Below are 22,074 nucleotides of genomic sequence, written 5' to 3'. Positions count from 1 at the left end.
ATCATGCCGCCCCGAAGCGCCGCCGCGCTGCCGCGGCGCGGCGGGCCGTCACCGCCGCGTGGCGGATCGGCTGACGATCACCCGCTGCACCACGACGAACACCAGCAGCAGTGCGCCCACCGTGATGCGGGTCCATGACTGCTCGGCGCCCAGGAACGAGATGATCGTCCGGATGAGGCCGTAGACGAACACCCCGATGAGCGATCCGACGACGAAGCCGCTGCCTCCTGTGAGGAGAGTGCCGCCGATCACCACCGCGGCGATCGTGTCGAGCTCGGTGCCGACGCCGTTCAGGGGGTAGCCCGCGCCGGAGTACGCGGTCAGCACGATGCCCGCGATCCCCGCGCAGATGCCGCTGATGACGTAGACCAGCAGTCGGGTGCGCACGACCGGCAAGCCCATGAGGCGTGCCGACTGCTCGCTGCCGCCGATCGCGTAGACGGTGCGGCCGAAGCGCGTGTAGCGCAGGACGAGGGCGGCCAGCACGACGGTGAGCAGCGCCAGGATGCCGGTGGGCGTGATGTACCAGCCGCCGAACGACAGCCGGGTCGACTGCAGCCACAGCAGACCCTCGTCAGCGACCTTGATCGACTCGAGGCTCACCACGAAAGCGAGGCCGCGCGCGAGGAACATCCCGATGAGCGAGGCGATGAAGGGCTGGACGTCGAAGAACTGCACCAGCACGCCGATCAGCAGGCCGATCGCACCGCCGATCGCGATCATCGCCGGAATCGCGACCGCGACGGGCACGCCCTCCGACAGCAGTCGCGCGCACAGGATGCCGGTGAAAGCCATGACCGCGCCCACCGAGAGGTCGATGCCCCCGGTGAGGATCACGAAGGTCATCCCGACCGCGAGCACCAGGAGGTAGGCGTTGTCGAGGAGGATCGACGACAGGATCCGCGGCAGCTGGAAGTTCGGGAAGTTGATCATCGCGCCCGCGATCATCACGAGGAGGATCGCGGCGGCCGCGAACACCGGGACGAGGGCGATGTGGCGGCTCAGGAAGCGGCGCCAGGGGCTCAGGGCGCGCTCGTGCGCGCGGGGGGCAGCGGTGAGCGATGTCATGACAGCACCTTCGCGTCGGAGCGGGTGGAGACCGGGCGAGCCGCGGGGCGGCGGCCGGAGGTGAACCAGCCGCGCACCCGGCGCGACTGCAGCAGCACGACCACGAGCACCGCGCCGGCCATGAACACCGGGCTCACCGCGGGCGGGACCCCGAGGAAGGTGATCGTGGTCTTGAGGGTCTGGATCGTGAAGACGCCGACCACGGTGCCGGCGATGCTGAACTTGCCGCCCGCGAGCGATGTGCCGCCCAGCACGACGGCGAGGATGGCGTCGAGCTCGATGTACATGCCCGCCGCATTGGCGTCGGCGGCCATGATGTTCGAGCTGTACAGGATGCCGGCGATCCCGGCGAGGGTCCCGCTGGCGATGTACGTGCCCCAGATGATCCCGCGCGAGCGCACGCCCGCCAGCCGGCTGGCCTCGGGGTTGATGCCGACCGCCTCGGTCAGCATCCCCAACGCGGTGCGCCGCTGGACGACGGCGACGACGACGATCGCCGCGACCGAGACGCACAGCGCGAAGGGCAGCCCGAAAACGTAGCCCTGCGCCATGAACTGGTAGGGCTCGCTGTTGATCGTGGTGATGAACCCGCGCGTGATGAGCAGGGCGACGCCGCGCCCGGCGAGCATGAGCACGAGGGTGGCGATGATCGGCTGGATCCCGAGCACCGCGACGAGGAAGCCGTTCCAGGCCCCCAGGACGAGCGAGGTGCCCACGCCCGCCGCGATGGCGATCGCGACGACCCCGAGGTTGCCCGGCTCGGGCGAGGCTTCGATGATCGTCAGGGCGACCGCGCCCGACACCGCCATGATCGCGCCCACCGAGAGGTCGATGCCGCGTGTGGCGATCACGAGCGTCATGCCGAGGGCGACGAGCATGAGCGGGGCGCTGTTGCGGAGGATGTCGATGAGCGAGCCGTACAGCTGCCCGTTCTGCACCGTCACGCTCAGGAACGACGGCCGCGACACGGTGTTGACCGCGATCAGGGCCACGAGGGCGAGCACCGGCCAGACGAGCCGGTGCGTGAACAGCTTCTTCACGCGATCTTCTCCTTACCCGAGGGGTCCTCGGAGTCGCCCTCGGCGATGAAGGCGACCAGTGTGTCGACGTCCACATCCTGCGTCATGAGCTCGCCGATCTTGCGACGATCGCGCAGGACGGCGACGCGTTGCGCGATGCGCAGCACCTCCTCGAGCTCCGAGGAGATGAAGACGACGGCCAGTCCCTGGGCCGCGAGCTCGGCGACCTTGCGCTGGATGTCGGCCTTGGCGCCGACGTCGATGCCGCGGGTGGGCTCGTCGAGGATGAGCAGTTCGGGGGCGGTGGCGAGCCATCGTGCCAGCAGCACCTTCTGCTGGTTTCCCCCCGAGAGGTTGCGCACGAGGGCGTTGGGGTCGGCGGGGCGGACGCCGAGCGCGTCGAGGTATTCGGCGACGAGCGCGTCGCGCTCGCTCTGCGGCACCCGCCGCAGCGCGCCGCGCCGTGCCTGCACGCCGAGCACGATGTTCTCGGCGACGGTGAGGTCGGCGACGATGCCTTCGGACCGGCGGTCCTCGGACGAGAACGCGATGCCGCGATCGAGCGCGTTCCGCGGGCTGCTCAGACGGGTGGGTGCACCATCGATCTCGACGGTGCCGCCGTCCGAGCGGTCGGCACCGGCGAGCAGCCGCGCGAGCTCGGTGCGGCCCGAGCCGAGCAGCCCGGCGAGCCCGACGACCTCGCCGCGGTGGACGTCGAGATCGGCCGCTTCGATGACGCCGCGCCGTCCGACCCCGCGAGCGCGGAGAACGGGCACGGCGTCGCGGTCGATCTCGCGCTCCGCCGTCGACGACAGAGCGTCGAGGGCGCTCAGCTCGCGCCCGATCATGCGCGCCACGAGCGCCTCGCGCCCGAGCTCGGCGACGGGGTACTCGCCGACGAGGCCGCCGTTGCGCAGCACCGTCAGGCGGTCGGAGATCTCGTAGATCTGGTCGAGGAAGTGCGAGACGAACAGGATCGCGACCCCGCGGTCACGGAGCCGTCGCATCACCGCGAACAGCTGCTCGACCTCGCCGCGGTCGAGGCTCGACGTCGGCTCGTCCAGGATCAGGACCCGGGTGTCGATGACCATCGACCGGCTGATGGCGACGAGCTGCTGCACCGCGATCGAGTGGCTGGCGAGCACGGAATGGGTGTCGATGTCGAGTCCGAGCTCGGCGAGATGGCCCGCGGCCGCCTCGTGCGTCGCGCGCCAGTCGATGCGTCCCGCGCGGCGCACCTCGTTGCCCAGCATCACGTTCTCGGCGACCGAGAGGTTGGCGCACAGGTTCACCTCTTGGTAGACCGTCGAGATGCCCGCGGCCTGCGCGTCGGCCGTGCTGCGGAACGAGCGCTCGCGGCCGCCCACGACGATGCTGCCGCTGTCGATCGCGTAGACGCCGGTGAGCGCCTTGATGAGCGTCGATTTGCCGGCGCCGTTCTCTCCCATGAGCGAGTGGATCTCGCCGCCGTAGAGCGTGAGATCCACGGCGTCGAGCGCCTTCACGCCGGGGAACTGGATGGTGATCCCGCGCATCGCGACTGCGACCGGGCGTTCCGTGGTCATCATCGACCCGCTTTCTGAAGGGGGAGTGGCGGCCGGTGGTGCCGGCCGCCACCAGGGTGTCGGATCAGTAGGGGCGGCTGTCCAGGACTTCCTTCGCCTGCTCCTGCGTGAAGCTCTGGTCCTCGACGATGTAGGTCTTGTCGACCGACTCGCCCGCGACGACGGACTTCACGACCTCGGCCGTCTTCTCACCGAGGAGCGGGTTGCACTCGACGATGAAGTTGAACTCGCCGTTCGCGAGCGCGGTCATGCCGTCCTTCACCGCGTCGATCGTGACGATCTGGATGTCGGTGCCCGGCGTCATACCGGCCGCCTTGATCGCGTCGAGGGCGCCGAGGCCCATGTCGTCGTTGTGGGCGAAGAGCACGTTGATCTCGGAGCCGAACTTCTGGAGGAAGCCCTCCATGACCGTCTTGCCCTCGGCCCGGGTGAAGTTGCCCGTCTGGGAGTCGAGCACGGTGATGTCGGTGCCCGCGACCGCGGCGTCGAAACCGGTCTGCCGGTCGGTGGCCGCCGACGAGCCGGTGGTCCCCTCGAGGATCACGAGGTTCGTGGGCTTCGAGCCGAAGTTCTCGGCGACCCATTCGCCCGCCGTCTTGCCCTCCTGCTCGAAGTCGAGCCCGATCCAGCTGGCGTAGAGGTCGTCGGGTGCCGAGACCGTGCGGTCTTCGAGGATGACGGGGATGCCGGCATCCTTCGCCTCTTTGAGGACGTCGTCCCACCCGTCGCTGACGATGGGCGCGAGCACGATCGCGTCGACGCCCTGGTTGATGAAGCTGCGCACCGCGGCGATCTGGGCCTCGGGCTTGTTGTCGGCGGCGTTGAAGATCAGGTCGAAGCCGTTCTCAGCCGAGAACGCCTCCTTGATCGACTCGGTGTTGGCGCTTCGCCATCCGCTCTCGGAACCGGTCTGGGCGAACCCGACCGTGATGACGTCGTCGCCGCCGGAGCCGCCCGGCGAGCCGGAGCTCGCGCATGCGGTGGCGCTGAGTGCGACGACGCCGAGCATGGCGATCGCGGTGACGACGGACTTCACCTGGGACATCGGAAACCTCCTCGTTTCGTCCGGCGACGTCGCCGGATCTCTGATGCATGTCACCACAGGGGGACGCTCGAATGTTAGCGCTCACAATACGGGTCGTGTCAAGAGCGGTCTCCGTAACGAATCAGCAACCGCGAGGGCCGGGCAGCCACGGTCGCCATCGGCGCGGATCGCCCCGAGGTGAGCGCTCACACCTGTCGGCGGTGTGCGCGTTCCGCCGGGCCGCACGTGCGCGACGGCGTGTCAAGGGCCCTGCCGTGCGGCGTCCACGCTCGGGTAGGGGTGGGACGAGGGTCGACGGGCGGCCCGACGTCACAGGAGGCGCACCATGTGCACAGGTGTCAGCTACACCACGCGGAACCACTACTTCGGCCGGAACCTCGACCTCGAGTTCTCGTATCATGAGACCGTCGTGGTGACTCCGCGCAACTTCCCCTTCCGTTTCCGGGCGACCGATCCGCTCGAGACCCACCATGCGATCATCGGCATCGCGACGATCGCCGACGGCTACCCGCTGTACTACGACGCCGTCAACGAGCGGGGGCTGGGCATGGCCGGGCTGAACTTCCCCGGCAACGCGGACTACAAGCCCGAGAAGGCCGGCACGACGAACATCGCGTCGTTCGAGTTCATCCCGTGGGTCCTCGGCCGCTTCGCGACCGTCGACGAGGTCGCGGCGGCGCTCACCGACGTCACGATCACCGACGCCTCGTTCAGCGACGCCTTCCCGGCCTCACCGCTGCACTGGATCATCGCCGACCGCGAACGGTCGATCACCGTCGAGAGCGTGCGGGAGGGGCTTCGCGTGTACGACAACCCCGTCGGCGTGCTCACGAACAATCCGACGTTCGACATCCAGCTGTTCGGCCTCAACAACCTCATGCACCTGTCGACCTACCCGCCGGAGAACACCTTCGCCCCCGAGCTCGCGTTGGACCGGTACAGCCGCGGTATGGGAGCGATCGGGCTCCCCGGTGACCTCTCGTCGTCCTCCCGTTTCGCCAAGGCGGCGTTCACCCGGATGAACTCCGTCGCCGGCGAATCGGAGTCGGAGTCGATCAGCCAGTTCTTCCAGATCCTCGGGTCGGTGGCGCAGCAACGCGGGTGCGTGCACGTCGGGGAGGAAGGCAAATTCGAGATCACCATCTACTCGTCGTGCTGCAACACCGACACCGGTGTGTACTACTACACGACATACGAGAACAGCCAGATCTCGGGAGTCGACATGCATCGCGAGAACCTCGACGCCGACACGCTCGTGCATTACCCGCTGGTGACGGGGCAGCAGATCAACATGCAGAACTGACGACCCGCCATACCGGATCGGTGGCTATACCGCATTGCCGTCCGGAACGCGAGTGGTCGCGCGGTGGGAATCGATCGACCTACCGTATCCGGACCGGGATGAACCGTCCCGGCATCCGGGATCAGACCCGGACGCAGATCGACGGAAGGGGCCGAATATGGGACTCGACGACAAGATCAAGAACGCAGCTCAGGACGTCACCGGCAAGGCGAAGGAAGCCGCCGGCAAGGCGACCGACAACGAGCGTCTCGAAGCCGAAGGCCACAAGGACCAGACCGCCGCCAACGTCAAGAAGGCCGGCGAGAACGTCAAGGACGCCTTCAAGTAAGACGCTCCCTCACGCGAGCGCCCCGGGTCCATGGACCCGGGGCGCTCTGCTGTCCGCCTGCGGGGCGCTCGGGGTGGATGTATTCATCTGACTGCATCCGCCTATCACGAGCGGTGTCGAGACTCAAGCGCTTCCGGGCTGTGCGGTCGCGCAGCACGATTCCCTCATGACAGATCTGCTCGCGCCGGACACGGCCGCGGACGAGCCCTCACGTCCCGGCTCCGAGGCCGAGCTCCACGCGCTCCTCACCGCTGTCGCCGCCGGCGACCAGGGTGCGTTCGCCGAGCTGTACGACGCCACCGCCGCCGCTGCCTTCGGGCTCGCGCTGCGGCTGACTGCGAGCAGGGATGCAGCCGAGGAAGCCGTGCGCCAGGCCTTCCTCGACGTCTGGCGCGAGGCGCGCTGGTTCGACGCGGGCGCGGGCACCGTGCGCGCCTGGATCCTCGCCCGCCTCCGGCGTCGCGCTGTCGGGCGCGGCCGGCTGACCGAGATGCGCGAAGCGCTGACGCGTCTCCACGAGACGAGCGGCCCAGCCTGACACCGGCCCCGTACCGCAACAGGCTCGATCGGGCAACAGGAGGTGCTCGGCCCGGCCCGGCCGAAAGACTGGGGCATGGCCTTCATCGGATATCACGCTTCGCACGAACAGCTCGCGCCCAGCGCGCTCCTGGAAGCCGTCATCGCAGCCGAACGCGTCGGCTTCGACGGTGCATTCAGCGCTGACCACCTCGCGCCGTGGACTCCCCGCCAGGGGCACTCGGGCAACACGATCGCGTGGCTCGGCGCCGCCCTCGCCTCGACCCGGTTTCCCATCGGATCGGTCTCCACACCCGGTCAGCTGTACCACCCCGTCGTGAGTGCACAGGCGATCGCGACTCTCGCCGAGATGTTCCCGGGGCGCTACTTCGCCGCCCTCGGCAGCGGCGAGCTGCTGAACGAGCACGTCACCGGCGCGCCCTGGCCCCCGAAAGACGAACGCACCGCGCGCCTGGGAGAGTGCGTCGAAGTGATGCGGGGACTGCTCGCCGGCGAGCGCATCGATCACGACGGCCGCATCCGCGTGCACGAGGCCCGTCTGTGGAGCCTGCCCGCGGGGCCGGCGACGCTCATGGCGACCGCCGCCTCGCCCGAGACCGCACGGTGGGCAGCCGGGTGGGCCGACGGACTCGTCACGGTCGGCACGCGCCGTGACCAGGTCGCCGAGATCGTCGACGCGTACCTGGATGCCGGCGGCCTCGGCCCCACCTGTCTGCAGGTGCACATCGCGCTCGCGGGATCGAGCGAAGAGGCCACCACGCTCGTGCGCGACCAGTGGCTGCACGGCGTGGTCACCCCGCCGGAGGCTTGGGACATCGCCCAGCCGGAAGACTTCGCCGCCCGAGCCGGCGACCCCACCGATGCCGAGCTGGCCGAGCACGTGCTCGTCGCGGACGATTCCCCCGGCGGCATCGCCGATCTCGCCGACCGCCTCGCGGGGCTCGTCGACACCGGCTTCGACCGCCTCTACATCCACGAGATCTCACAGGACCAGCGCGCGTTCCTCGGTGAACGGGCCGCGGCCCTCCTCACGGCACTGCGTGAGCGGCTGGGCGCCGAGCCGAATGACTCCGGGAGCGCACGATGAAGATCTCCGACACGAGCGACCTGTGGTGGAAGAACGCCGTGCTCTACTGCGTCGACGTCGAGAAGTACCTCGACGACGACGGCGACGGCGACGGCGACCTGCAGGGCCTCGCCCGGCGGCTGCCCTACCTCGCAGACCTCGGCGTGACCTGCCTCTGGCTCATGCCCTTCTATCCCACGCCCGGGCGTGACAACGGGTACGACGTGTCGGACTACTACGGGGTCGATCCGCGCGTGGGGACACACGGCGACTTCGTCGAGCTCATCCGCACCGCCGAGGACCGCGGCATCCGGGTCATCGTCGACCTCGTCATGAACCACACCTCCGACCAGCATCCCTGGTTCCTCTCGGCACGAGAGAGCCGGGAGTCGCCCTATCGCGACTTCTACGTGTGGCGCGACGAGATCCCCGACGACCCCCGCGAGACGCAGTTCCCCGGTGAGGAAGACGGCGTCTGGGAGTGGGACGAGAGAACCGGGCAGTACTACCTGCACAGCTTCTACGCCCACCAGCCCGACCTGAACGCCGAGAACCCGGCCGTGCAGCGCGAGCTGGCGAAAGTCATGGGCTTCTGGCTACAGCTGGGCGTGTCGGGCTTCCGGGTCGACGCGGTGCCGTCGTTCGTCTCTTCGCCCGAACGTCGCGAGCCGCAGCGCGACCACGACGTCCTGCGCGCGCTGCGCCGCTTCGCGCAACGGCGCTCGAGCGAGGCGATGCTCGTCGGCGAGGTCAACGTGCCGCACGACGAGCAGGCCGCCTACTTCGGCGCGGACGGCGACGGCGAGCTGCACATGCAGTTTGATTTCGCGAGCAACCAGGCGCTCTATCTCGCGCTCGCGCGGGAAGACCCGCAGCCGCTGCGCGCCTCGCTCGAGAGCCGTCCCGAGATCGCGACGATCTCGCAGTGGGCGAATTTCGTCCGAAACCACGACGAGCTCACCCTCGACCAGCTCTCCGACGCCGAGCGGGAGGAGGTGTTCGCCGCCTTCGCGCCCGAGGAGTCGATGCAGGTGTTCGGTCGCGGCATCCGGCGCCGGCTGCCTCCGATGCTGGGCGGCGACCCGCGCCGAATCCGCCTCGTGTACAGCCTGCTCTTCTCGCTGCCCGGAACGCCGGTGCTGTTGTACGGCGAGGAGATCGGAATGGGCGAGAACCTCGACATCGAGGAGCGCGACGCGGTCCGCGTGCCGATGCAGTGGCGCCCCGACGGCGGGTTCTCGACCGCGCCCGCGAGCGCGCACCCTCTGCCGGCACCGGAGGGCCCGTACGCCCCTCAGCACGTGAACGTCGAGAACCAGCTTCTGGTCCCGGACTCGTTGTTCGCATTCATCCGCGGGCTCGCGCGCAGCTACCGGCAGTCTCCCGAGATCGGGTGGGGCGAGCTCGAATTGCTGCCCGTCACCGCGGCATCCGTCCTGGCCCACGGCGCTCGCACGAGCGAGAGCCGATTCGTGGCGGTGCACAACTTCGCCGGCGAGCCGGTGGCGTTCGACGTCGATCTCGGCGACGAGCCCGCAGGCACCGAGCTCGTCTGCCTCGCCTCGGGCGAGAGCTGGGCGCTGGACGGCGGCACCGTCTCGATGGGCCTCGACGGCTATGGCGCGCGGCGTCTCCGCGTCACGCGTCCCGGCGACGGACGCTTGCGCTGACGGGTGAAACAGCGGGTGATTTCCGCGGCCTCAGCGGATCGAGGGCGGGGTCCGTGTCGAGGATGGGGGAGGGGCAACGGGGGCGAGGTACGGACGGCCGGGGGGATCGTCCGCACCTCGCCCCCATCTCCGCGACTCGTCGTCAGGGCGTGATCGACACGACCGTCTCGCCCGACCACACGACGGTCTCATCGTCGAAGGCGGCAACCGCCGCGGGCGCCGCCGGATCGGTTCCGGCAACGCATTCCGTCGCAGACACGACGCCGGCCGCATCTACCCATGACAGCGACAGGGCACCATCGCACGCACCGGCATCGACACGCGCGACCGCGGTCTCGCGGCCCAACACGTCGAGTGCGACGGCGTTCGCGAGCGGTAGGGGAGCGAACGCTCCCGTACCGACACGCGTATACGGGACGCCCTCGCAGATGACCGCGGTCTGCTGCGCGCCCACCCGCACGCTCGCGGGTGCGGCACACGGCAGCGGAATCTCACCGGAGGGCGAATCGAGCACGGTCGGAGCCGAACCCGCCGGGTACATCGCACGCGCCAGCAGATCGGGGTAGGGGTCCCAGAACCTCCCCTGAGTGAACGTGCGCAACAGCTGCGGCGTGCAATCCGCCAGATCGACGACGAGCTCGGCGTCGGCGCCGGAGAGACCCGACAGGGCGCGAACCTGGGCGATCCCGCGGGAGCGCGGCGTCACATCGACCCACGTCGCCCCGTCGTCGTCGGAGCGCTCCACGACCGGTTCCTCGCCGTTGCAGGCACCGGCCGTCGCCCGCCATAGCGTTCCCTCGGACGAACGGGCGAGGAAGCGCTCCGCGGCCCCGATCGCCGTCGGCGATGCGGTCGGAGCCGGCGAGTCGGTCGCGTCCGGTCGCGCCTCGCCGCGGAACGAGAAGCTCGGCACCGGCCCCGCGGTGAGGGCGACGGCCGTCTGCGAGCTGCGGTCGTGCTGGAGCGCGAGGGCCGTCAGAGCGACGACGACCAGGGCGAGCGCGCCGACACCCGCCACCGACAACGCACGAGCGATGGGCGATCCGGTCAGGTCACGTCGCGCCATGCGCCGTCAGCTCTCAGACGGATCGGAGCGCCGCGAGTCGTCGGAGGAGCGCGTGCGGAACCCCAGCTCGTCGAGGGTCGGCGGGGCGGCCGTCTCGCTCGTACCGGTGCTGCGGCCACGGCGGCCGCGCGGCTGCTTGGCGCGCGCGGCGGGCTGTGCGCGCCGCGCCTCGCGCGCCGCGGTCTCCTGCTGGGTGTAGCCGTAGCCGTAGCCATACCCGCCGTAGTACGCGTCGGGTCCGCGCGTGGGCACCATCGTGAGGACCACACCCGCGACCTTGGCATCGACGGTCTGCAGGGCGTCGATCGCGCCGGTGAGCTGGTGGCGGGTCGTCCGGCCCGCGGCCACACCGACGATCGCGCCGCTGGTGGCGCGGGCGAGGATCGCGGCGTCGGTCACCGGCAGAAGCGGCGGGGCGTCGCAGAGCACGACGTCGAAGTCGCGTTCCAGCACCTCGAGCAGCTGGCGCATCTGCGGTGAGGCGAGCAGCTCGCTCGGGTTCGGCGGGATCTTGCCCGACGGCAGCACGTAGAGGCTCCGGCCTCCCCACGGCAGCATGACATCTCCCAGACGCGCGCGTCCGATGAGGACGTCGGTGAGCCCCGCCCCGCCTTCGAGACCGAGGTACTCGTCGACCTTGGGCTTTCGCAGATCGGTGTCGAGCAGGGCGACCTTCTTGCCGGCGTCGGCGAGGGCGATGGCGAGGTTGATCGTCGTGGTCGACTTGCCCTCGCTGGGCACCGAGCTCGTCACCACGAAGCTCGAGCGACCACCCATGTCGAGGAACTGGAGGTTCGTCCGCAGCGCTCGGAACGACTCCGCACGCGGGCTCAACGGGTCGGCGTGCACGATGAGGGGCCGGTCCTTCGCCTTCGGGTCGAAAGCGATCGCCCCGATCAGGGGAGAGTCGGTGACCTGCTCGACATCGCGCGAGCTGCGGATGCGGGTGTCGAGGACGGTGCGCAGCACCGCGATGCCGATTCCGAGCGCGAGGCCGACGAGAAGTCCGAGCGCGAGGTTGAGCGGGACGTTCGGGCTCGACGGGCTCAGCGCCGGCTGGGCGTCGCGGACGCGTGAGAGCTGGATCGGGCTCGCGCCCGAATCGCTCGCGGGCTCGATCGCCGGGACCGCCGCCGACAGGCTCGCCGCGAGGGCGTTGGCGATGTCCGCCGCCGCAACCGGGTCGGTGTCGACCACGGTGATCGTGATGAGCGTCGTGTTCAGCGCCGCGCTCGCGTTGACCTTCTCAGCGAGCTGGCCCGCCGTGGTCTCGAGGCCGAGCTCCGCGATCACGGGATTCATCACGATGGGCGTCGAGACGAGCCCGACGTAGGTGTTGATCCGCGCCTGCGCGAACGTCGAGCCCTGCTGGAGCTCGGCGACGCTGCCGGAGGTCTGCGTCGACACGAAGACCGTGCTGGACGACTCGTAGGTGGGCGTGCGCGTCAGCGAGTAGGCGGCGGCCGCACCCACACCCACGAGGGTGACCACGAGGATCACGATCCAGTTCTTGCGGAGGATGCGGATGTAGTCGGAGAGCTCCATGCTGCCCTTCGGTGCGCGCCACGAGGGCATCGGCGGAAACTCGGATCAGTCTGCCACAGCCATGTTTCGGGCCGGGGTCGGATCGCGCGTGCCGGATCAGGCCGCCGTCGCCGTCGCGAGCCCGACGACGCGCACGACCTGGTCGATGGCGGGATCGAGCTGCGCCGCCGACAACTCGTACGTGGACCACGAGCGCCGGTACGGGTCGACGACGTCGTCGTCGGCGGGGTCGGCCGGCGGGAGCACGAGCCCCCGCTGCCCCGCGACCGCCGCGACCGCCGCGCGCAGCCGGCCGGCCGCGTCCTGGTCGGCGGCCGCATCGACGGCGTCGCGCAGCGCACGATCCGGAAGCGACGACGCCAGGCGTCCGAACTCGCGCACCGTGAAGGCGACGCGGGTGCGCGAGGGGACCAGCTCGGCCACCGCGCGCCGGTGCTCGCGTGCCATGGCCAGGACGAGGTCCGCCGAGCTCAGGTGCTGTTCGGTGAGGAAGCGCGCCCGGTGGGCGGCGGCATCCGACGCGGCCACGCCGCGGTCCAGCGCCAGCTGCTGCGCCTCGGGAGTCATCGCGTGATCGGCCAGGCCGCGCGTCCCCGCGCTGGCGACCCGGACATCCCTCCCGGCGAGCCGCGTCTGCAGCAGCAGTGCGGCGAGAGGGGAGCGGCAGATGTTGCCCGTGCAGATCGTCGCGATCTCGATCATGTGACCTCCGCATCGGGGCAGCGGCGGTCGGCGGGCCGCCGGTAACGTGGGCGCGTGCACACCCACCCTAGCGAGCCGGTCGCGTCCGTCGCCGATCCCGCCGTCGACCCGTCGGCGGAGTACGCCTCGTCGCGGTCGCGGCGCCCACGTCGCCGTCGCGTCGACTGGCGCCAGGGCGGATCCAGCGTGCGCCGCTGGCGCGAGATGATGCTCGCCTGGTCGCTCGTGAGCCTCGGCGGCGGCATCCTGCTGGGGTATCTCGTGCTGTGGCTCCAGCCCGCCGCTGCCTGGTCCGGCATCGCCGCGACGGCGGCGCTCTGGCTCGGGATGCTGATTCCCGTCGTCCTGGCGCTTCGCGTCTCGCGGCCGGCGGGGCTCCTCCGGTTCCGTGCCTCCGACCTCCTCATCGGTCTCGGATTCGGCGTCGTTCTCCGGCTCGCCCAGGGGCTCATCCAGCAGGGGGTCGACGGGCAGGCCCGGTTCCCCGGCCTCCTGCTCGTCGACGGCGGGCTTCCGGCGAGCTGGTGGCTGACGGATGCCGCCGCTGCCGGTGTCGTCGCGCCCGTCCTGGAGGAGTTCTTCTTCCGCGGGGTCGTGCTCGTCGCCGTCTACACGCTCCTGCGCCGCGCCGCGGGGCCGGCGACCGCGGGTGTCGCCGCCCTGCTCGTCTCGACGGCGGTCTTCCTGGTGAGTCACCTCATCGGCGGCGACCTGGGCGTCGACGGCGTGCTCTCGATCGCGCTCGTGGGGGCGGTGTGCGCCGGGCTCGTGCTCCTGACCGGGCGCATCTGGACCGGCGTCGTCACGCACGTCGTCTACAACCTCTCGGGGGTCGGCCTCGCCCTCGTCGGAACCTTCGCGGCCTGAGTCCTCGCCTCGGCACGGAGTCCGCATGACGACCTGGTGGAACGCGGTCTCCGGCGGCGGCTTCTACACCCGCTGGAGCGCCGCTGTGTCGCTGCTGGTCGCCGGGATCTTCTCGGTGCCCTCGATCGGCGGGGTGGGCATCGAGGCCTACCTGCGCGGCGCGACGGTCGCCGTCCTCGGGTGGGCGGTCCTCGCGGCGCTGCTCGTGCCCGTGGCCGTCGCGGAACGACGACTGCCGTCACGGACCGCCCGCGGCGCGCTGGTGCTCGTCGGCCTCGTCGCGGTGGCGACGATGCGCTCCTTCGTCAACGACGCGATCAGCTCGGCACTGTTCGGCATCGTTCCCAGCGGACCGATGCCCTCGCGCATCGCGACCAACCTCGTGACCGCCGTCGCGCTGCTGTCGATCGTGGCCGTCATCACGTCACGTCACGCCGCGTCGCGTGCCGCCGCCGAACGGCTGCGCGCGGCGCTCGCGCGGGTCGCGAGCGCCGAGGCGCAGCGACAGCGAATCGCATCGGAGTCGCGGGCGGCCCTGGTCACCGGTATCGCGGAACTGCGTCGCGCTCGCGAACACATGCTCGGCGGCCCGGTCGACTTCGAGGCCGTCCGCGCGTTCTCCGAGGAGGTTCGCGCACTCAGTCACCGTGTGGATCGGATGCGGCGACGTCCCGACGCCGGAGCCTCCGACGCTCCGCTGCCGCACGAGCCGCTGCCTCACGAGCCGAGCCCGCGCCTGTCGCTCCGTCTGATCGCCCCGCCCTGGCTCAGCGTCGCGCCGCTGTATGCCGTGGCCTGCATGCCGTACGCCATCGCGGCGGGTGGAGCGGGGGTCGGCCTCGCCGGTCTGGGCGGCGGCATCCTCGTCGATCTCGTCGCCGGTGCCGTTGTGCGCCGGTGGGCGCGCCCGCCGCGACCCGTCGCCTTCCTGGCGAGCTGGACCGCCGCCGGCGTCGCGATGAGCATGGTCACCTATCTCTTCCTGCCGCACATCGGTGTGCTCGGGCTGGTTCCCGTGCTCGCCGTCCCCGTCGTCGCGGTCCTGGTCGCTCTCTGTCGCGACGCCCTTTCCCGGGCCGGTGCCGACGAGCGCCGCGCGGCCGCGGGCCTCGCGGAGGTCGCCCGCGAGGCGGCCGAGGTCGACGAGGGGGCCTCCGCCCGCCGGGCGATCGACGTGCTCCATGGGCGCGCGCAGGGTGCATGCGTGGTCTTCGGGGCCCGCGTCGACGAGCGGGCCCCCACACCGGATGAGGTGGCGGACTTCCGGGGCCGAACCGAGGCGGCGTTCGACGACATCCTCGACAAGGGGGTCTCCGAGCGGATGCCTGCGAGCGAGTCGCTCGATCGTCTGATCGAGGCGTGGGCGCCCGCCGTCGCGGTCACGCAGCACATCGACGACGCCGTCCGGCACCGGCTGGCCGACCCGGAGACCGCCGACCGTGTCGTCTCCCTCGTCACCGACGCGCTCGTCAACGCCGTCAAACACTCCGGGGCGCGCCGGGCGCACGTGGTCGCGCGCGTCACGGGCTCGGGGGCGCTTCTCCTGCGAGTCTCGTCGCCCGGACGACTCGTGCCGCATCCCGGCCGCGGCCTCGGGACCCGCGGACGTCGAGTGTTCCAGGACGGCGACGACGTCGTCCTGGAATCGGTCTTCCCGCTGCCGTCAGTGTGAGGGCGGCAGGCGCAGGGTGACCGTCGTGCCGACCCCGCGAGTGCTCTCGATGAACGCCTCGCCGCCCAGCCGCCGCGCGATGTCGCGGACGCTCGCGAGACCCACGCCCGTGCCGCCGTCACCGGGGTCGGAGAGTCGTCCGCGGTGGTACGGCTCGAAGATCGACGCGAGGTCGGCCGGATCGATGCCGCGTCCGCTGTCGGCGACGGAGACGACAGCGGCATCCGGTTCCTCCGACACCGAGACGACGATCGCGTCCTCGCTGTACTTCGCGGCGTTGTCGATGATGTTCGCCAGAGCCCGGCGCAGCAGCGCGCGATCGGTCGACACGTGCGCGCGGCCCGCGCCCCGCACCGCCACCCGCTCGTTGACGTCGCCCGGCAGGACGAGCTCGGCCGCCTCGCGGGCGAGGGTGAGCAGATCGGTCTCCTCGCTCTCGTCGCCGTGGCCGCCCCGCACGTGCGCCGACAGCTCTCCCGCCATCGCGATGATGTGGTCGGTCACGCGCGACACGTGCTGCAGCAGTCCGGCCTGAGCCGCGGGGATCTCGTCCTCGAGCAGATCGACGTATCCCCGCAACGCCGTGATCGGAGAGAGGAGGTCGTGGGCGAAGGCGCGGAGGAAGCCGTCCTTCTCGTCGTCGATGCGCTTGGCCTCGCTGAGGTCGCGCACGATCTTCACGAAGCCCGCGGGCGCGTTGTCGTCGTCGCGGACGGCCGTGATGAGCACGTGCGCCCAGAAGAGCGAGCCGTCCCCGCGCACGCGCCAGCCGGTGTCCTCGACCGACCCCTCGGCGCGAGCGGCGGCGAGCAGTCGCTCCGGCCGGCCGCGCTCCCGGTCCTCGGGCCGGTAGAACCGCGAGAACGGCGTGCCGATGACGTCAGGCGCGGCGTACCGCTTGAGCCGCTCGGCCCCGGGGTTCCACGACCGCACCACGCCGGCGTCGTCGAGCTCGACGATCGCGACCGAGGTCACTTGCGCTGCCCAGTCGGTCGAGGCGCCCGCGAGGGGCGCCCTCGCCGCGGGGGCGTGGTCGTAGGGGGGAGCGCTCATCATCGTCGTCACCTCGAACGGGCCGAGTTGTCGGGAGTCTCAGCGTCGGGATCATTCTCCTGTCGCGGTGAATGTCGCGCCTGCACTTGACACGGGCGCGCTGAGGGGCCGCTCGCGTGGTGACGTGGTGGGCAGCACGATGGCCATCGCGGTGCCGCCGGACGCAGACGCTCCCACCCGGACACGCCCGCCGTGAGCCACGACCGCGTTGCGGACCACCGAGAGCCCGATGCCGAAGCCCTGGATCGCGTGCTCGCGGGCGTACGTCGTGCGGTAGAACGGGTCGAAGACGCGGGTCCGCTCGAGAGAAGTCAGGCCCGGGCCGCTGTCGCTGACGACGATGTGGATGCCCGAGTCGTCCACGCGCTGACCGATCACGACGGCCGACGCGGGTGGGCTGAACTTCAGGGCGTTGACCAGCAGCTCCTCGAGCGACTGGCGGATGCGCACGGGGTCGAGGACGACGCGTTCGTCCGTCGCGCCGATCTGCTGGATCGAGCTGCCGCGGCGCTCGGCCTGCGGCGTGACGGCGCGCACCGCCGAGGCGATCAGATCGCTGAGGGTCACGGGCCGCGGTGACACCTCGGTGTCGGTCGAGGCGGCGGCGAGCAGCTCGTTGATGCGGTCCGTCAGCACGAGGACGTTGCGCTCGACGAGCGAGAGGTAGCGCATCGCGGCCGGATCGTCCGACCCCACTCGCTCCGTCAGCAGATCGAGGTATCCGGTGACGCTCGTCAGCGGCGTGCGCAGCTCGTGCGACACGGTCCGCAGGAAGTCGTGCCGGATCTGCGCGGCGTCGGCCATCTCCGTGACGTCGTGGGCGACGACGAGCGTGCCCAGCAGGGTGCCGTCGGCGCGGCGCACGCGGTCGGAGTCGGCGAGGATCGCGCGCTGCGCCATCGGCGGCCCGACCCACTCGATGGCCTCGCTCACCCTCTCGCCCCGCAGGGCCCGGGGGATCAGCTGCTCGTGACGGGGGACGGGCGTGGCGCGGTCGGCGGCCAGCACCGCGTCGCCCGCGTAGGGGGGTTCGTCCAAGGAGAAGCCCGACGCGACCGAGAGGTCCTCGGCGGTCCGGTTGGCCAGGACCAGGCGACCCGCGTCGTCGTACAGCGCCACGCCGCTGCGCACCGTGTCGAGCACGGTGCGCAGCACCAGCTCGTTGTCGTGGGCTTGCGTGAGCGCGCGCGCCCGCTCCTCGTGCGATGAGCGGAGACGACGGCTGCTCCGGCGCAGATGCTGCGCCGCGATGTTGACGACGACGGCGACGGCGAGGATGAGTACCGGGAGAGTGAAGACGTTGACCCACTCGAGCGCCGTGACCGGCAAGGTGCCGCGCACGACGAAGGGCAGGGAGGTCATGAACGCCGCGCCGCCCACCGCCGCGACGAAGGCGACCGGCGGGAACCCGTACGCGATCCACAGGATCGGGAAGATCGCGAGCATGCTCACGCCGGGCAGCAGCCAGACGACCTCGGTCCGCAGCAGCGCGACGGCGACGATGTCAGAGAACGCCAGCACGATCAGCCATGACGGCGAGAACCGTTCCCACGGGACGAGCGCGCCGGCCATCGTGGTGGCGATGACGAGGATCACGGCCGCACCGACGAACGGCGACGACAGCGAGGACGGCGCCCCGACGGCGAGGGCGCAGATCACGACGAGCGTGCCGACGACGAACGGCAGCTGCGCGCGCGTTAACACCCGGATGCGCCCGACGCGCGCACGCTGCAATTCGAACAGGGGCATCCGGGGTCTCCGATCGGGGTGCATGAGAGATCGAGGACGGCCCGGGGGGACAGGCGCGGCTTTGATAACGTCGACCGATAGCGTACGCTGTCTCTTTGGTGCGCATGCCATGCAGGCGTGTCGCCACGAACGTGAGCCCTCCACTGGCGTGTTCGTCCCCGTCGGACGAACCACCCCGGAGCGGGATTCACGAACTCCTCCGTTCGATTCAAGAAAGCAGCACTACTGTGACGCGCACTTTCACCCCCAAGGCTGGCGAGATCCAGCGCGAGTGGCTGGTCATCGACGCAACCGACGTCGTTCTCGGCCGCCTCGCCTCGCACGCCGCCGTCCTCCTCCGCGGCAAGCACAAGGCTTCGTTCGCTCCTCACGTCGACACCGGTGACTTCGTCATCGTCGTCAACGCCGAGAAGGTGGCCCTGACCGGTCAGAAGCTCCAGAAGAAGATGGCCTACCGCCACTCGGGCTACCCGGGCGGTCTCAAGTCGGTCTCCTACGAGGAGCTGCTCGAGAAGAACCCCGTCCGCGCCGTCGAGAAGGCCATTCGCGGCATGCTCCCGAAGAACAGCCTGGGCCGCCAGCAGCTCTCGAAGCTCAAGGTCTACGCCGGTGCCGAGCACCCGCACGCTGCGCAGCAGCCCACCACCTACACCTTCGACCAGGTCGCCCAGTAAGCGCCGCGAAAACACTCAAGGAACCACTGATGGCGAAGATCGCTGACTCCCTCGAGGAGACCCCCCAGAACTACTCGACCGAGACGCCCGCCGCGGAGGCCGCTGCCGCTTCCGCTCCGCGTCCGGTCCTCTCGGTCCCCGGTGCCGCCGTGGGTCGCCGCAAGCAGGCCATCGCCCGCGTGCGCCTCATCCCCGGTTCGGGCACGGTCACGGTCAACGGGCGCACGCTCGAGGACTACTTCCCGAACAAGCTGCACCAGCAGCTCATCAACGACCCGTTCACGGTGCTCGAGCTCGCCGGCTCGTACGACGTCATCGCGCGCATCTCGGGCGGTGGCCCTTCGGGTCAGGCCGGCGCGCTGCGTCTCGGCATCGCCCGTGCGCTCAACGAGATCGACGCTGAGAACAACCGCCCGACCCTGAAGAAGGCCGGCTTCCTCTCGCGCGACGCTCGCGTGAAGGAGCGCAAGAAGGCCGGTCTCAAGAAGGCCCGCAAGGCTCCTCAGTACTCGAAGCGTTAAGCTCCGTGGCGCTGTTCGGTACGGACGGTGTTCGGGGGCTGGCCAACGGCCCCCTCACCGCCGAACTCGCACTCACCCTGGCCCAGGCGACTGCCGTCGTCCTGGGCCAGGGCCGTATCGCCGAGGCGCGCAAGTCCGCCGGCAAGCGGCTGACCGCTGTCGTGGCGCGTGACCCCCGCGTTTCGGGCGAGTTCCTCTCCGCCGCCGTGGCCGCTGGGCTCGCCTCCTCCGGGGTCGACGTGCTCGACGCGGGCGTTCTGCCCACCCCTGCTGCGGCGTTCCTCGTCGGCGACATCGACGCCGACTTCGGCGTCATGGTCTCGGCGTCCCACAACCCTGCTCCCGACAACGGCATCAAGATCTTCGCGCGCGGCGGCGTCAAGCTCCCCGACGAGGTCGAGCGCCGTATCGAAGAGGCCCTCACCGGTCCCAAGCTCCAGCCGACCGGTGCCGCCGTCGGCCGCATCCGCGTGTTCGCCGACGCCGAGGACCGCTACGTCGTCCACCTTCTCGGCTCGCTGCCCCACACGCTCGACGGCATCCACGTCGTCATCGACTGCGCGCACGGCGCCGCGTCGGGGGTGTCTCCGCAGACGTTCCGAGACGCCGGTGCGAAGGTCACCGTGATCGGTGCCGACCCCGACGGCCTCAACATCAACGACGGCGTCGGCTCGACCCATCTCGACCGGGTTGCGGCGGAGGTCATCCGCACCGGCGCCGACATCGGCATCGCCCACGACGGCGACGCCGACCGCTGCCTCGCCGTCGACGCCGACGGTCGCGTGATCGACGGCGACCAGATCATGGCCATCCTCGCGGTGGCGATGAAGGAACGCGGACGCCTGCCCTTCAACACCCTCGTCGCGACCGTGATGAGCAACCTCGGACTGCACCGGGCGATGGCCGAGCACGGCATCGCCGTCGAGCAGACCGCCGTCGGCGATCGCTACGTGCTCGAGCGGATGAATCAGGGCCGTTTCGGGCTCGGCGGCGAGCAGAGCGGGCATGTCATCATGAGCCGCTACGCGACGACCGGCGACGGCCTGCTGACGGGGCTCCACCTCGCCGCCGAGATGGCGCGCCAGCGCAAGACCGCTGCCGAGCTCGCATCCGTCATGACGGTGTATCCGCAGGTGCTCGTCAACGTTCGCGGCGTCGACCGCGACCGGGTCGCGAGCGACGCGGGTGTCCAGGATGCCGTCGCCGCCGCGTCCGCGCGCCTCGGCGACTCCGGCCGCGTGCTGCTGCGCGCGTCGGGCACCGAGCCGCTCGTGCGGGTCATGGTCGAGGCGACGACGGAGGATGAGGCCCGGACGATCGCCGACGAGCTCGCCGGTGTCGTGGCCGACCGACTCTCCCTCAGCTGATCCGTCCCCGCAGCTCCGCCTCGTCCGTCGGCGCTTCGGCGAGGACGAGGCGCGCGGCATCCGTGGCGTCGGCGACGTTCCACAGCAGCACGCCGACCGGCGCGCCCGACTCGTCACGGTAGTACACGACCGTGCGGGCGCCCGCTTCGTCGTCACCGACCTCGACGACGAGCGTGTCGAGGTCGGGATCGAGCGTCCCGACGGCCTCCCACCGCACGCCGAACACCTGCGAGTAGAAGTACGGGGTGTGCCGGTACGCCTCGCCGCTGCCGGCCATCGACCGTCCGGCCGCACGGCCCATCTCCTGGGCGTTGTCCACGTGCTCCACCCGGGTGCGTCCCAGCAGACGGTCGGGGTAGGAGGCGATGTCGCCGGCGGCCCAGATCGCGTCGTCGGAGGTGGCGAGGGACTCATCGACCACGACACCGTCGTCGACGGTGAGTCCGGCCTGTTCGGCGAGGTCTGTCACGGGCGAGACCCCGAGCCCGAGCACGACGGCGTCACCGCGCAGCCGCGACCCGTCATCGAGCACGACGTCGAGCACAGCATCCGGTCCGTCCGCGTCGGACTCGCCCGCCACCACCTCGTCGACTCGGCGACCGGCGATGAGACGCACGCCGGCGTCACGGAACAAGCCCTCGTAGCGGTCGGCGAGCTGCGGCGGGAATGTGCCGTCGCCGAGCGTCCGGCTCGGGAAGACCAGGTCGACCTCTACGTCGTTCTGCACGAGCCCCGCGGCCAGCTCGGCGCCGATGTAGCCGCCGCCGACGACCACGATCCGGCGGGCCTCGGTCGCGAGCTCGCGCAGTCGGCGATAGTCCTCCGCGGAGCGGAAGAACAGCACCCGGTCGCTGTCGGGCGCGTCGACCTCGTGCGGGCGTGAGCCCGTCGCGAGGAGCAGCCGGCGATAGCCGACGCGTTCGCCGTCGCCGACCAGCACCGTCCGTCCGTCGCGGTCGATCTCGGTGACGACGGTCTTCAGGCGGATGTCGGCGCGGGTGTCCTCCGACGTGCCGAGCGGAACCTGGTCCCACGTGAAGTCGGGGTCGGTCCACAGCTTCTTCGACAGCGCCGGGCGTGTATAGGGCTCGTCGACGTCCGCACTGAGGATGCCGATCGTTGCGTTGTCGTCGATCTCGCGGATGCCGCGGGCCGCCGCATCCGCGACCATCCCGCCACCGACGATGAGGTAGTCGTAGCTCTGCATGCCGCCACGCTAGAGGCCGGCGGTGGGCGATCCCACGCCGTGCCCTCGAA

20 protein-coding genes are annotated in these 22,074 nt (G+C 70.7%); 10 read left to right on the top strand and 10 right to left on the bottom strand.

Annotated features, from left to right (window positions below):
• Positions 1-48: 48 nt before the first annotated feature.
• From QUC20_RS13410 to QUC20_RS13395, 4 genes are all read right to left on the bottom strand, one after another.
• Positions 49-1,068, bottom strand: a complete 1,020-nt coding sequence (locus tag QUC20_RS13410) for an ABC transporter permease subunit (protein ID WP_120265254.1) — start codon at positions 1,066-1,068, stop codon at positions 49-51.
• Entirely contained in the window at positions 1,065-2,108 is a 1,044-nt protein-coding gene (locus QUC20_RS13405) for an ABC transporter permease (protein ID WP_120265255.1), read from the bottom strand. Before QUC20_RS13405 ends, QUC20_RS13410 begins: the two co-directional genes overlap by 4 nt.
• On the bottom strand, positions 2,105-3,652 hold the full coding sequence (locus QUC20_RS13400) for a sugar ABC transporter ATP-binding protein (protein ID WP_289330193.1): 1,548 nt from the start codon (positions 3,650-3,652) through the stop codon (positions 2,105-2,107). Before QUC20_RS13400 ends, QUC20_RS13405 begins: the two co-directional genes overlap by 4 nt.
• Before the next feature lie 64 nt (positions 3,653-3,716).
• Positions 3,717-4,697, bottom strand: coding sequence for an ABC transporter substrate-binding protein (locus QUC20_RS13395; protein ID WP_120265257.1), 981 nt, complete (start codon positions 4,695-4,697; stop codon positions 3,717-3,719).
• Positions 4,698-5,022: 325 nt separating this feature from the next.
• Between QUC20_RS13395 and bsh the strand changes: the two genes are divergently transcribed.
• The 5 genes from bsh to QUC20_RS13370 all read left to right on the top strand — a co-directional run bounded on the left by bsh (position 5,023) and on the right by QUC20_RS13370 (position 9,601).
• The gene (bsh, locus tag QUC20_RS13390; RefSeq protein WP_120265258.1) at positions 5,023-6,000 is read left to right on the top strand and encodes a choloylglycine hydrolase; all 978 of its coding nucleotides are present in this window, start codon (positions 5,023-5,025) and stop codon (positions 5,998-6,000) included.
• Positions 6,001-6,157: 157 nt separating this feature from the next.
• Positions 6,158-6,328, top strand: coding sequence for a CsbD family protein (locus QUC20_RS13385; protein ID WP_289330192.1), 171 nt, complete (start codon positions 6,158-6,160; stop codon positions 6,326-6,328).
• A gap of 166 nt (positions 6,329-6,494) precedes the next feature.
• A complete protein-coding gene (locus tag QUC20_RS13380) occupies positions 6,495-6,866 on the top strand; it encodes a sigma factor (RefSeq protein ID WP_289330191.1) in 372 nt (123 codons plus the stop codon).
• Positions 6,867-6,941: 75 nt separating this feature from the next.
• On the top strand, positions 6,942-7,952 hold the full coding sequence (locus QUC20_RS13375; RefSeq protein ID WP_289330190.1) for an LLM class flavin-dependent oxidoreductase: 1,011 nt from the start codon (positions 6,942-6,944) through the stop codon (positions 7,950-7,952).
• Positions 7,949-9,601: an alpha-amylase family protein gene (locus QUC20_RS13370; protein ID WP_120265262.1), complete on the top strand. Its 1,653-nt coding sequence runs from the start codon at positions 7,949-7,951 to the stop codon at positions 9,599-9,601. The genes QUC20_RS13375 and QUC20_RS13370 overlap by 4 nt, the downstream gene beginning before the upstream one ends.
• Positions 9,602-9,743: 142 nt before the next feature.
• On the opposite strand, the gene QUC20_RS13365 is transcribed toward QUC20_RS13370, so the two are convergent.
• The 3 genes from QUC20_RS13365 to QUC20_RS13355 form a co-directional block, all read right to left on the bottom strand.
• Complete coding sequence (locus tag QUC20_RS13365; RefSeq protein ID WP_289330189.1) at positions 9,744-10,667, bottom strand: hypothetical protein; 924 nt, start codon at positions 10,665-10,667, stop codon at positions 9,744-9,746.
• Between the two features lie 6 nt (positions 10,668-10,673).
• Positions 10,674-12,212: a tyrosine-protein kinase domain-containing protein gene (locus QUC20_RS13360; RefSeq protein WP_120265264.1), complete on the bottom strand. Its 1,539-nt coding sequence runs from the start codon at positions 12,210-12,212 to the stop codon at positions 10,674-10,676.
• A gap of 96 nt (positions 12,213-12,308) precedes the next feature.
• On the bottom strand, positions 12,309-12,914 hold the full coding sequence (locus tag QUC20_RS13355; RefSeq protein WP_120265265.1) for an arsenate reductase/protein-tyrosine-phosphatase family protein: 606 nt from the start codon (positions 12,912-12,914) through the stop codon (positions 12,309-12,311).
• 54 nt (positions 12,915-12,968) lie between these two features.
• Here QUC20_RS13355 and QUC20_RS13350 point away from each other — a divergent pair, with 54 nt between their 5' ends.
• Positions 12,969-13,781: a CPBP family intramembrane glutamic endopeptidase gene (locus QUC20_RS13350; RefSeq protein ID WP_289330188.1), complete on the top strand. Its 813-nt coding sequence runs from the start codon at positions 12,969-12,971 to the stop codon at positions 13,779-13,781.
• A 25-nt stretch (positions 13,782-13,806) separates the two neighbouring features.
• Entirely contained in the window at positions 13,807-15,453 is a 1,647-nt protein-coding gene (locus tag QUC20_RS13345) for a hypothetical protein (protein WP_289330187.1), read from the top strand.
• Here the strand turns inward: QUC20_RS13345 and QUC20_RS13340 are convergent.
• On the bottom strand, positions 15,445-16,509 hold the full coding sequence (locus tag QUC20_RS13340) for a PAS domain-containing sensor histidine kinase (RefSeq protein ID WP_289330186.1): 1,065 nt from the start codon (positions 16,507-16,509) through the stop codon (positions 15,445-15,447). The two genes, QUC20_RS13345 and QUC20_RS13340, sit on opposite strands and share 9 nt — an antisense overlap.
• Positions 16,510-16,557: 48 nt before the next feature.
• Positions 16,558-18,255 carry a sensor histidine kinase gene (locus QUC20_RS13335; RefSeq protein ID WP_289330185.1) on the bottom strand — a complete coding sequence of 566 codons (1,698 nt, stop codon included), beginning with the start codon at positions 18,253-18,255 and terminating at the stop codon, positions 16,558-16,560.
• Between the two features lie 227 nt (positions 18,256-18,482).
• On the opposite strand from QUC20_RS13335, the gene rplM reads away from it, so the two are divergent.
• The 3 genes from rplM to glmM are packed head-to-tail and all read left to right on the top strand — an operon-like array spanning position 18,483 to position 20,817.
• On the top strand, positions 18,483-18,929 hold the full coding sequence (gene rplM / locus QUC20_RS13330) for a 50S ribosomal protein L13 (RefSeq protein ID WP_120265270.1): 447 nt from the start codon (positions 18,483-18,485) through the stop codon (positions 18,927-18,929).
• A gap of 29 nt (positions 18,930-18,958) precedes the next feature.
• On the top strand, positions 18,959-19,450 hold the full coding sequence (rpsI, locus tag QUC20_RS13325) for a 30S ribosomal protein S9 (RefSeq protein ID WP_120265271.1): 492 nt from the start codon (positions 18,959-18,961) through the stop codon (positions 19,448-19,450).
• Between the two features lie 5 nt (positions 19,451-19,455).
• The gene (gene glmM / locus QUC20_RS13320) at positions 19,456-20,817 is read left to right on the top strand and encodes a phosphoglucosamine mutase (RefSeq protein WP_289330184.1); all 1,362 of its coding nucleotides are present in this window, start codon (positions 19,456-19,458) and stop codon (positions 20,815-20,817) included.
• Here glmM and QUC20_RS13315 read toward each other — a convergent pair.
• Positions 20,810-22,024, bottom strand: coding sequence for an NAD(P)/FAD-dependent oxidoreductase (locus QUC20_RS13315; protein ID WP_289330183.1), 1,215 nt, complete (start codon positions 22,022-22,024; stop codon positions 20,810-20,812). The genes glmM and QUC20_RS13315 overlap by 8 nt on opposite strands.
• Positions 22,025-22,074 lie beyond the last annotated feature (50 nt).

Source organism: Microbacterium arborescens (genome assembly GCF_030369635.1).
Lineage (GTDB): Bacteria > Actinomycetota > Actinomycetes > Actinomycetales > Microbacteriaceae > Microbacterium.
The sequence above is the reverse complement of the archived record's forward strand: the minus strand, read 5'-3'. Positions and strand labels throughout refer to the sequence as shown.

Coding starts and splice junctions, on each gene's coding strand:
- QUC20_RS13355 (WP_120265265.1), bottom strand. CDS start 12,914: ATGATCGAGATCGCGACGATCTGCACGGGCAACATCTGCCGCTCCCCT.
- QUC20_RS13335 (WP_289330185.1), bottom strand. CDS start 18,255: ATGCCCCTGTTCGAATTGCAGCGTGCGCGCGTCGGGCGCATCCGGGTG.
- QUC20_RS13345 (WP_289330187.1), top strand. CDS start 13,807: ATGACGACCTGGTGGAACGCGGTCTCCGGCGGCGGCTTCTACACCCGC.
- QUC20_RS13340 (WP_289330186.1), bottom strand. CDS start 16,509: ATGATGAGCGCTCCCCCCTACGACCACGCCCCCGCGGCGAGGGCGCCC.
- QUC20_RS13395 (WP_120265257.1), bottom strand. CDS start 4,697: ATGTCCCAGGTGAAGTCCGTCGTCACCGCGATCGCCATGCTCGGCGTC.
- QUC20_RS13385 (WP_289330192.1), top strand. CDS start 6,158: ATGGGACTCGACGACAAGATCAAGAACGCAGCTCAGGACGTCACCGGC.
- rpsI (WP_120265271.1), top strand. CDS start 18,959: ATGGCGAAGATCGCTGACTCCCTCGAGGAGACCCCCCAGAACTACTCG.
- QUC20_RS13410 (WP_120265254.1), bottom strand. CDS start 1,068: ATGACATCGCTCACCGCTGCCCCCCGCGCGCACGAGCGCGCCCTGAGC.
- bsh (WP_120265258.1), top strand. CDS start 5,023: ATGTGCACAGGTGTCAGCTACACCACGCGGAACCACTACTTCGGCCGG.
- QUC20_RS13400 (WP_289330193.1), bottom strand. CDS start 3,652: ATGACCACGGAACGCCCGGTCGCAGTCGCGATGCGCGGGATCACCATC.
- QUC20_RS13365 (WP_289330189.1), bottom strand. CDS start 10,667: ATGGCGCGACGTGACCTGACCGGATCGCCCATCGCTCGTGCGTTGTCG.
- QUC20_RS13315 (WP_289330183.1), bottom strand. CDS start 22,024: ATGCAGAGCTACGACTACCTCATCGTCGGTGGCGGGATGGTCGCGGAT.
- QUC20_RS13370 (WP_120265262.1), top strand. CDS start 7,949: ATGAAGATCTCCGACACGAGCGACCTGTGGTGGAAGAACGCCGTGCTC.
- QUC20_RS13380 (WP_289330191.1), top strand. CDS start 6,495: ATGACAGATCTGCTCGCGCCGGACACGGCCGCGGACGAGCCCTCACGT.
- QUC20_RS13360 (WP_120265264.1), bottom strand. CDS start 12,212: ATGGAGCTCTCCGACTACATCCGCATCCTCCGCAAGAACTGGATCGTG.
- QUC20_RS13375 (WP_289330190.1), top strand. CDS start 6,942: ATGGCCTTCATCGGATATCACGCTTCGCACGAACAGCTCGCGCCCAGC.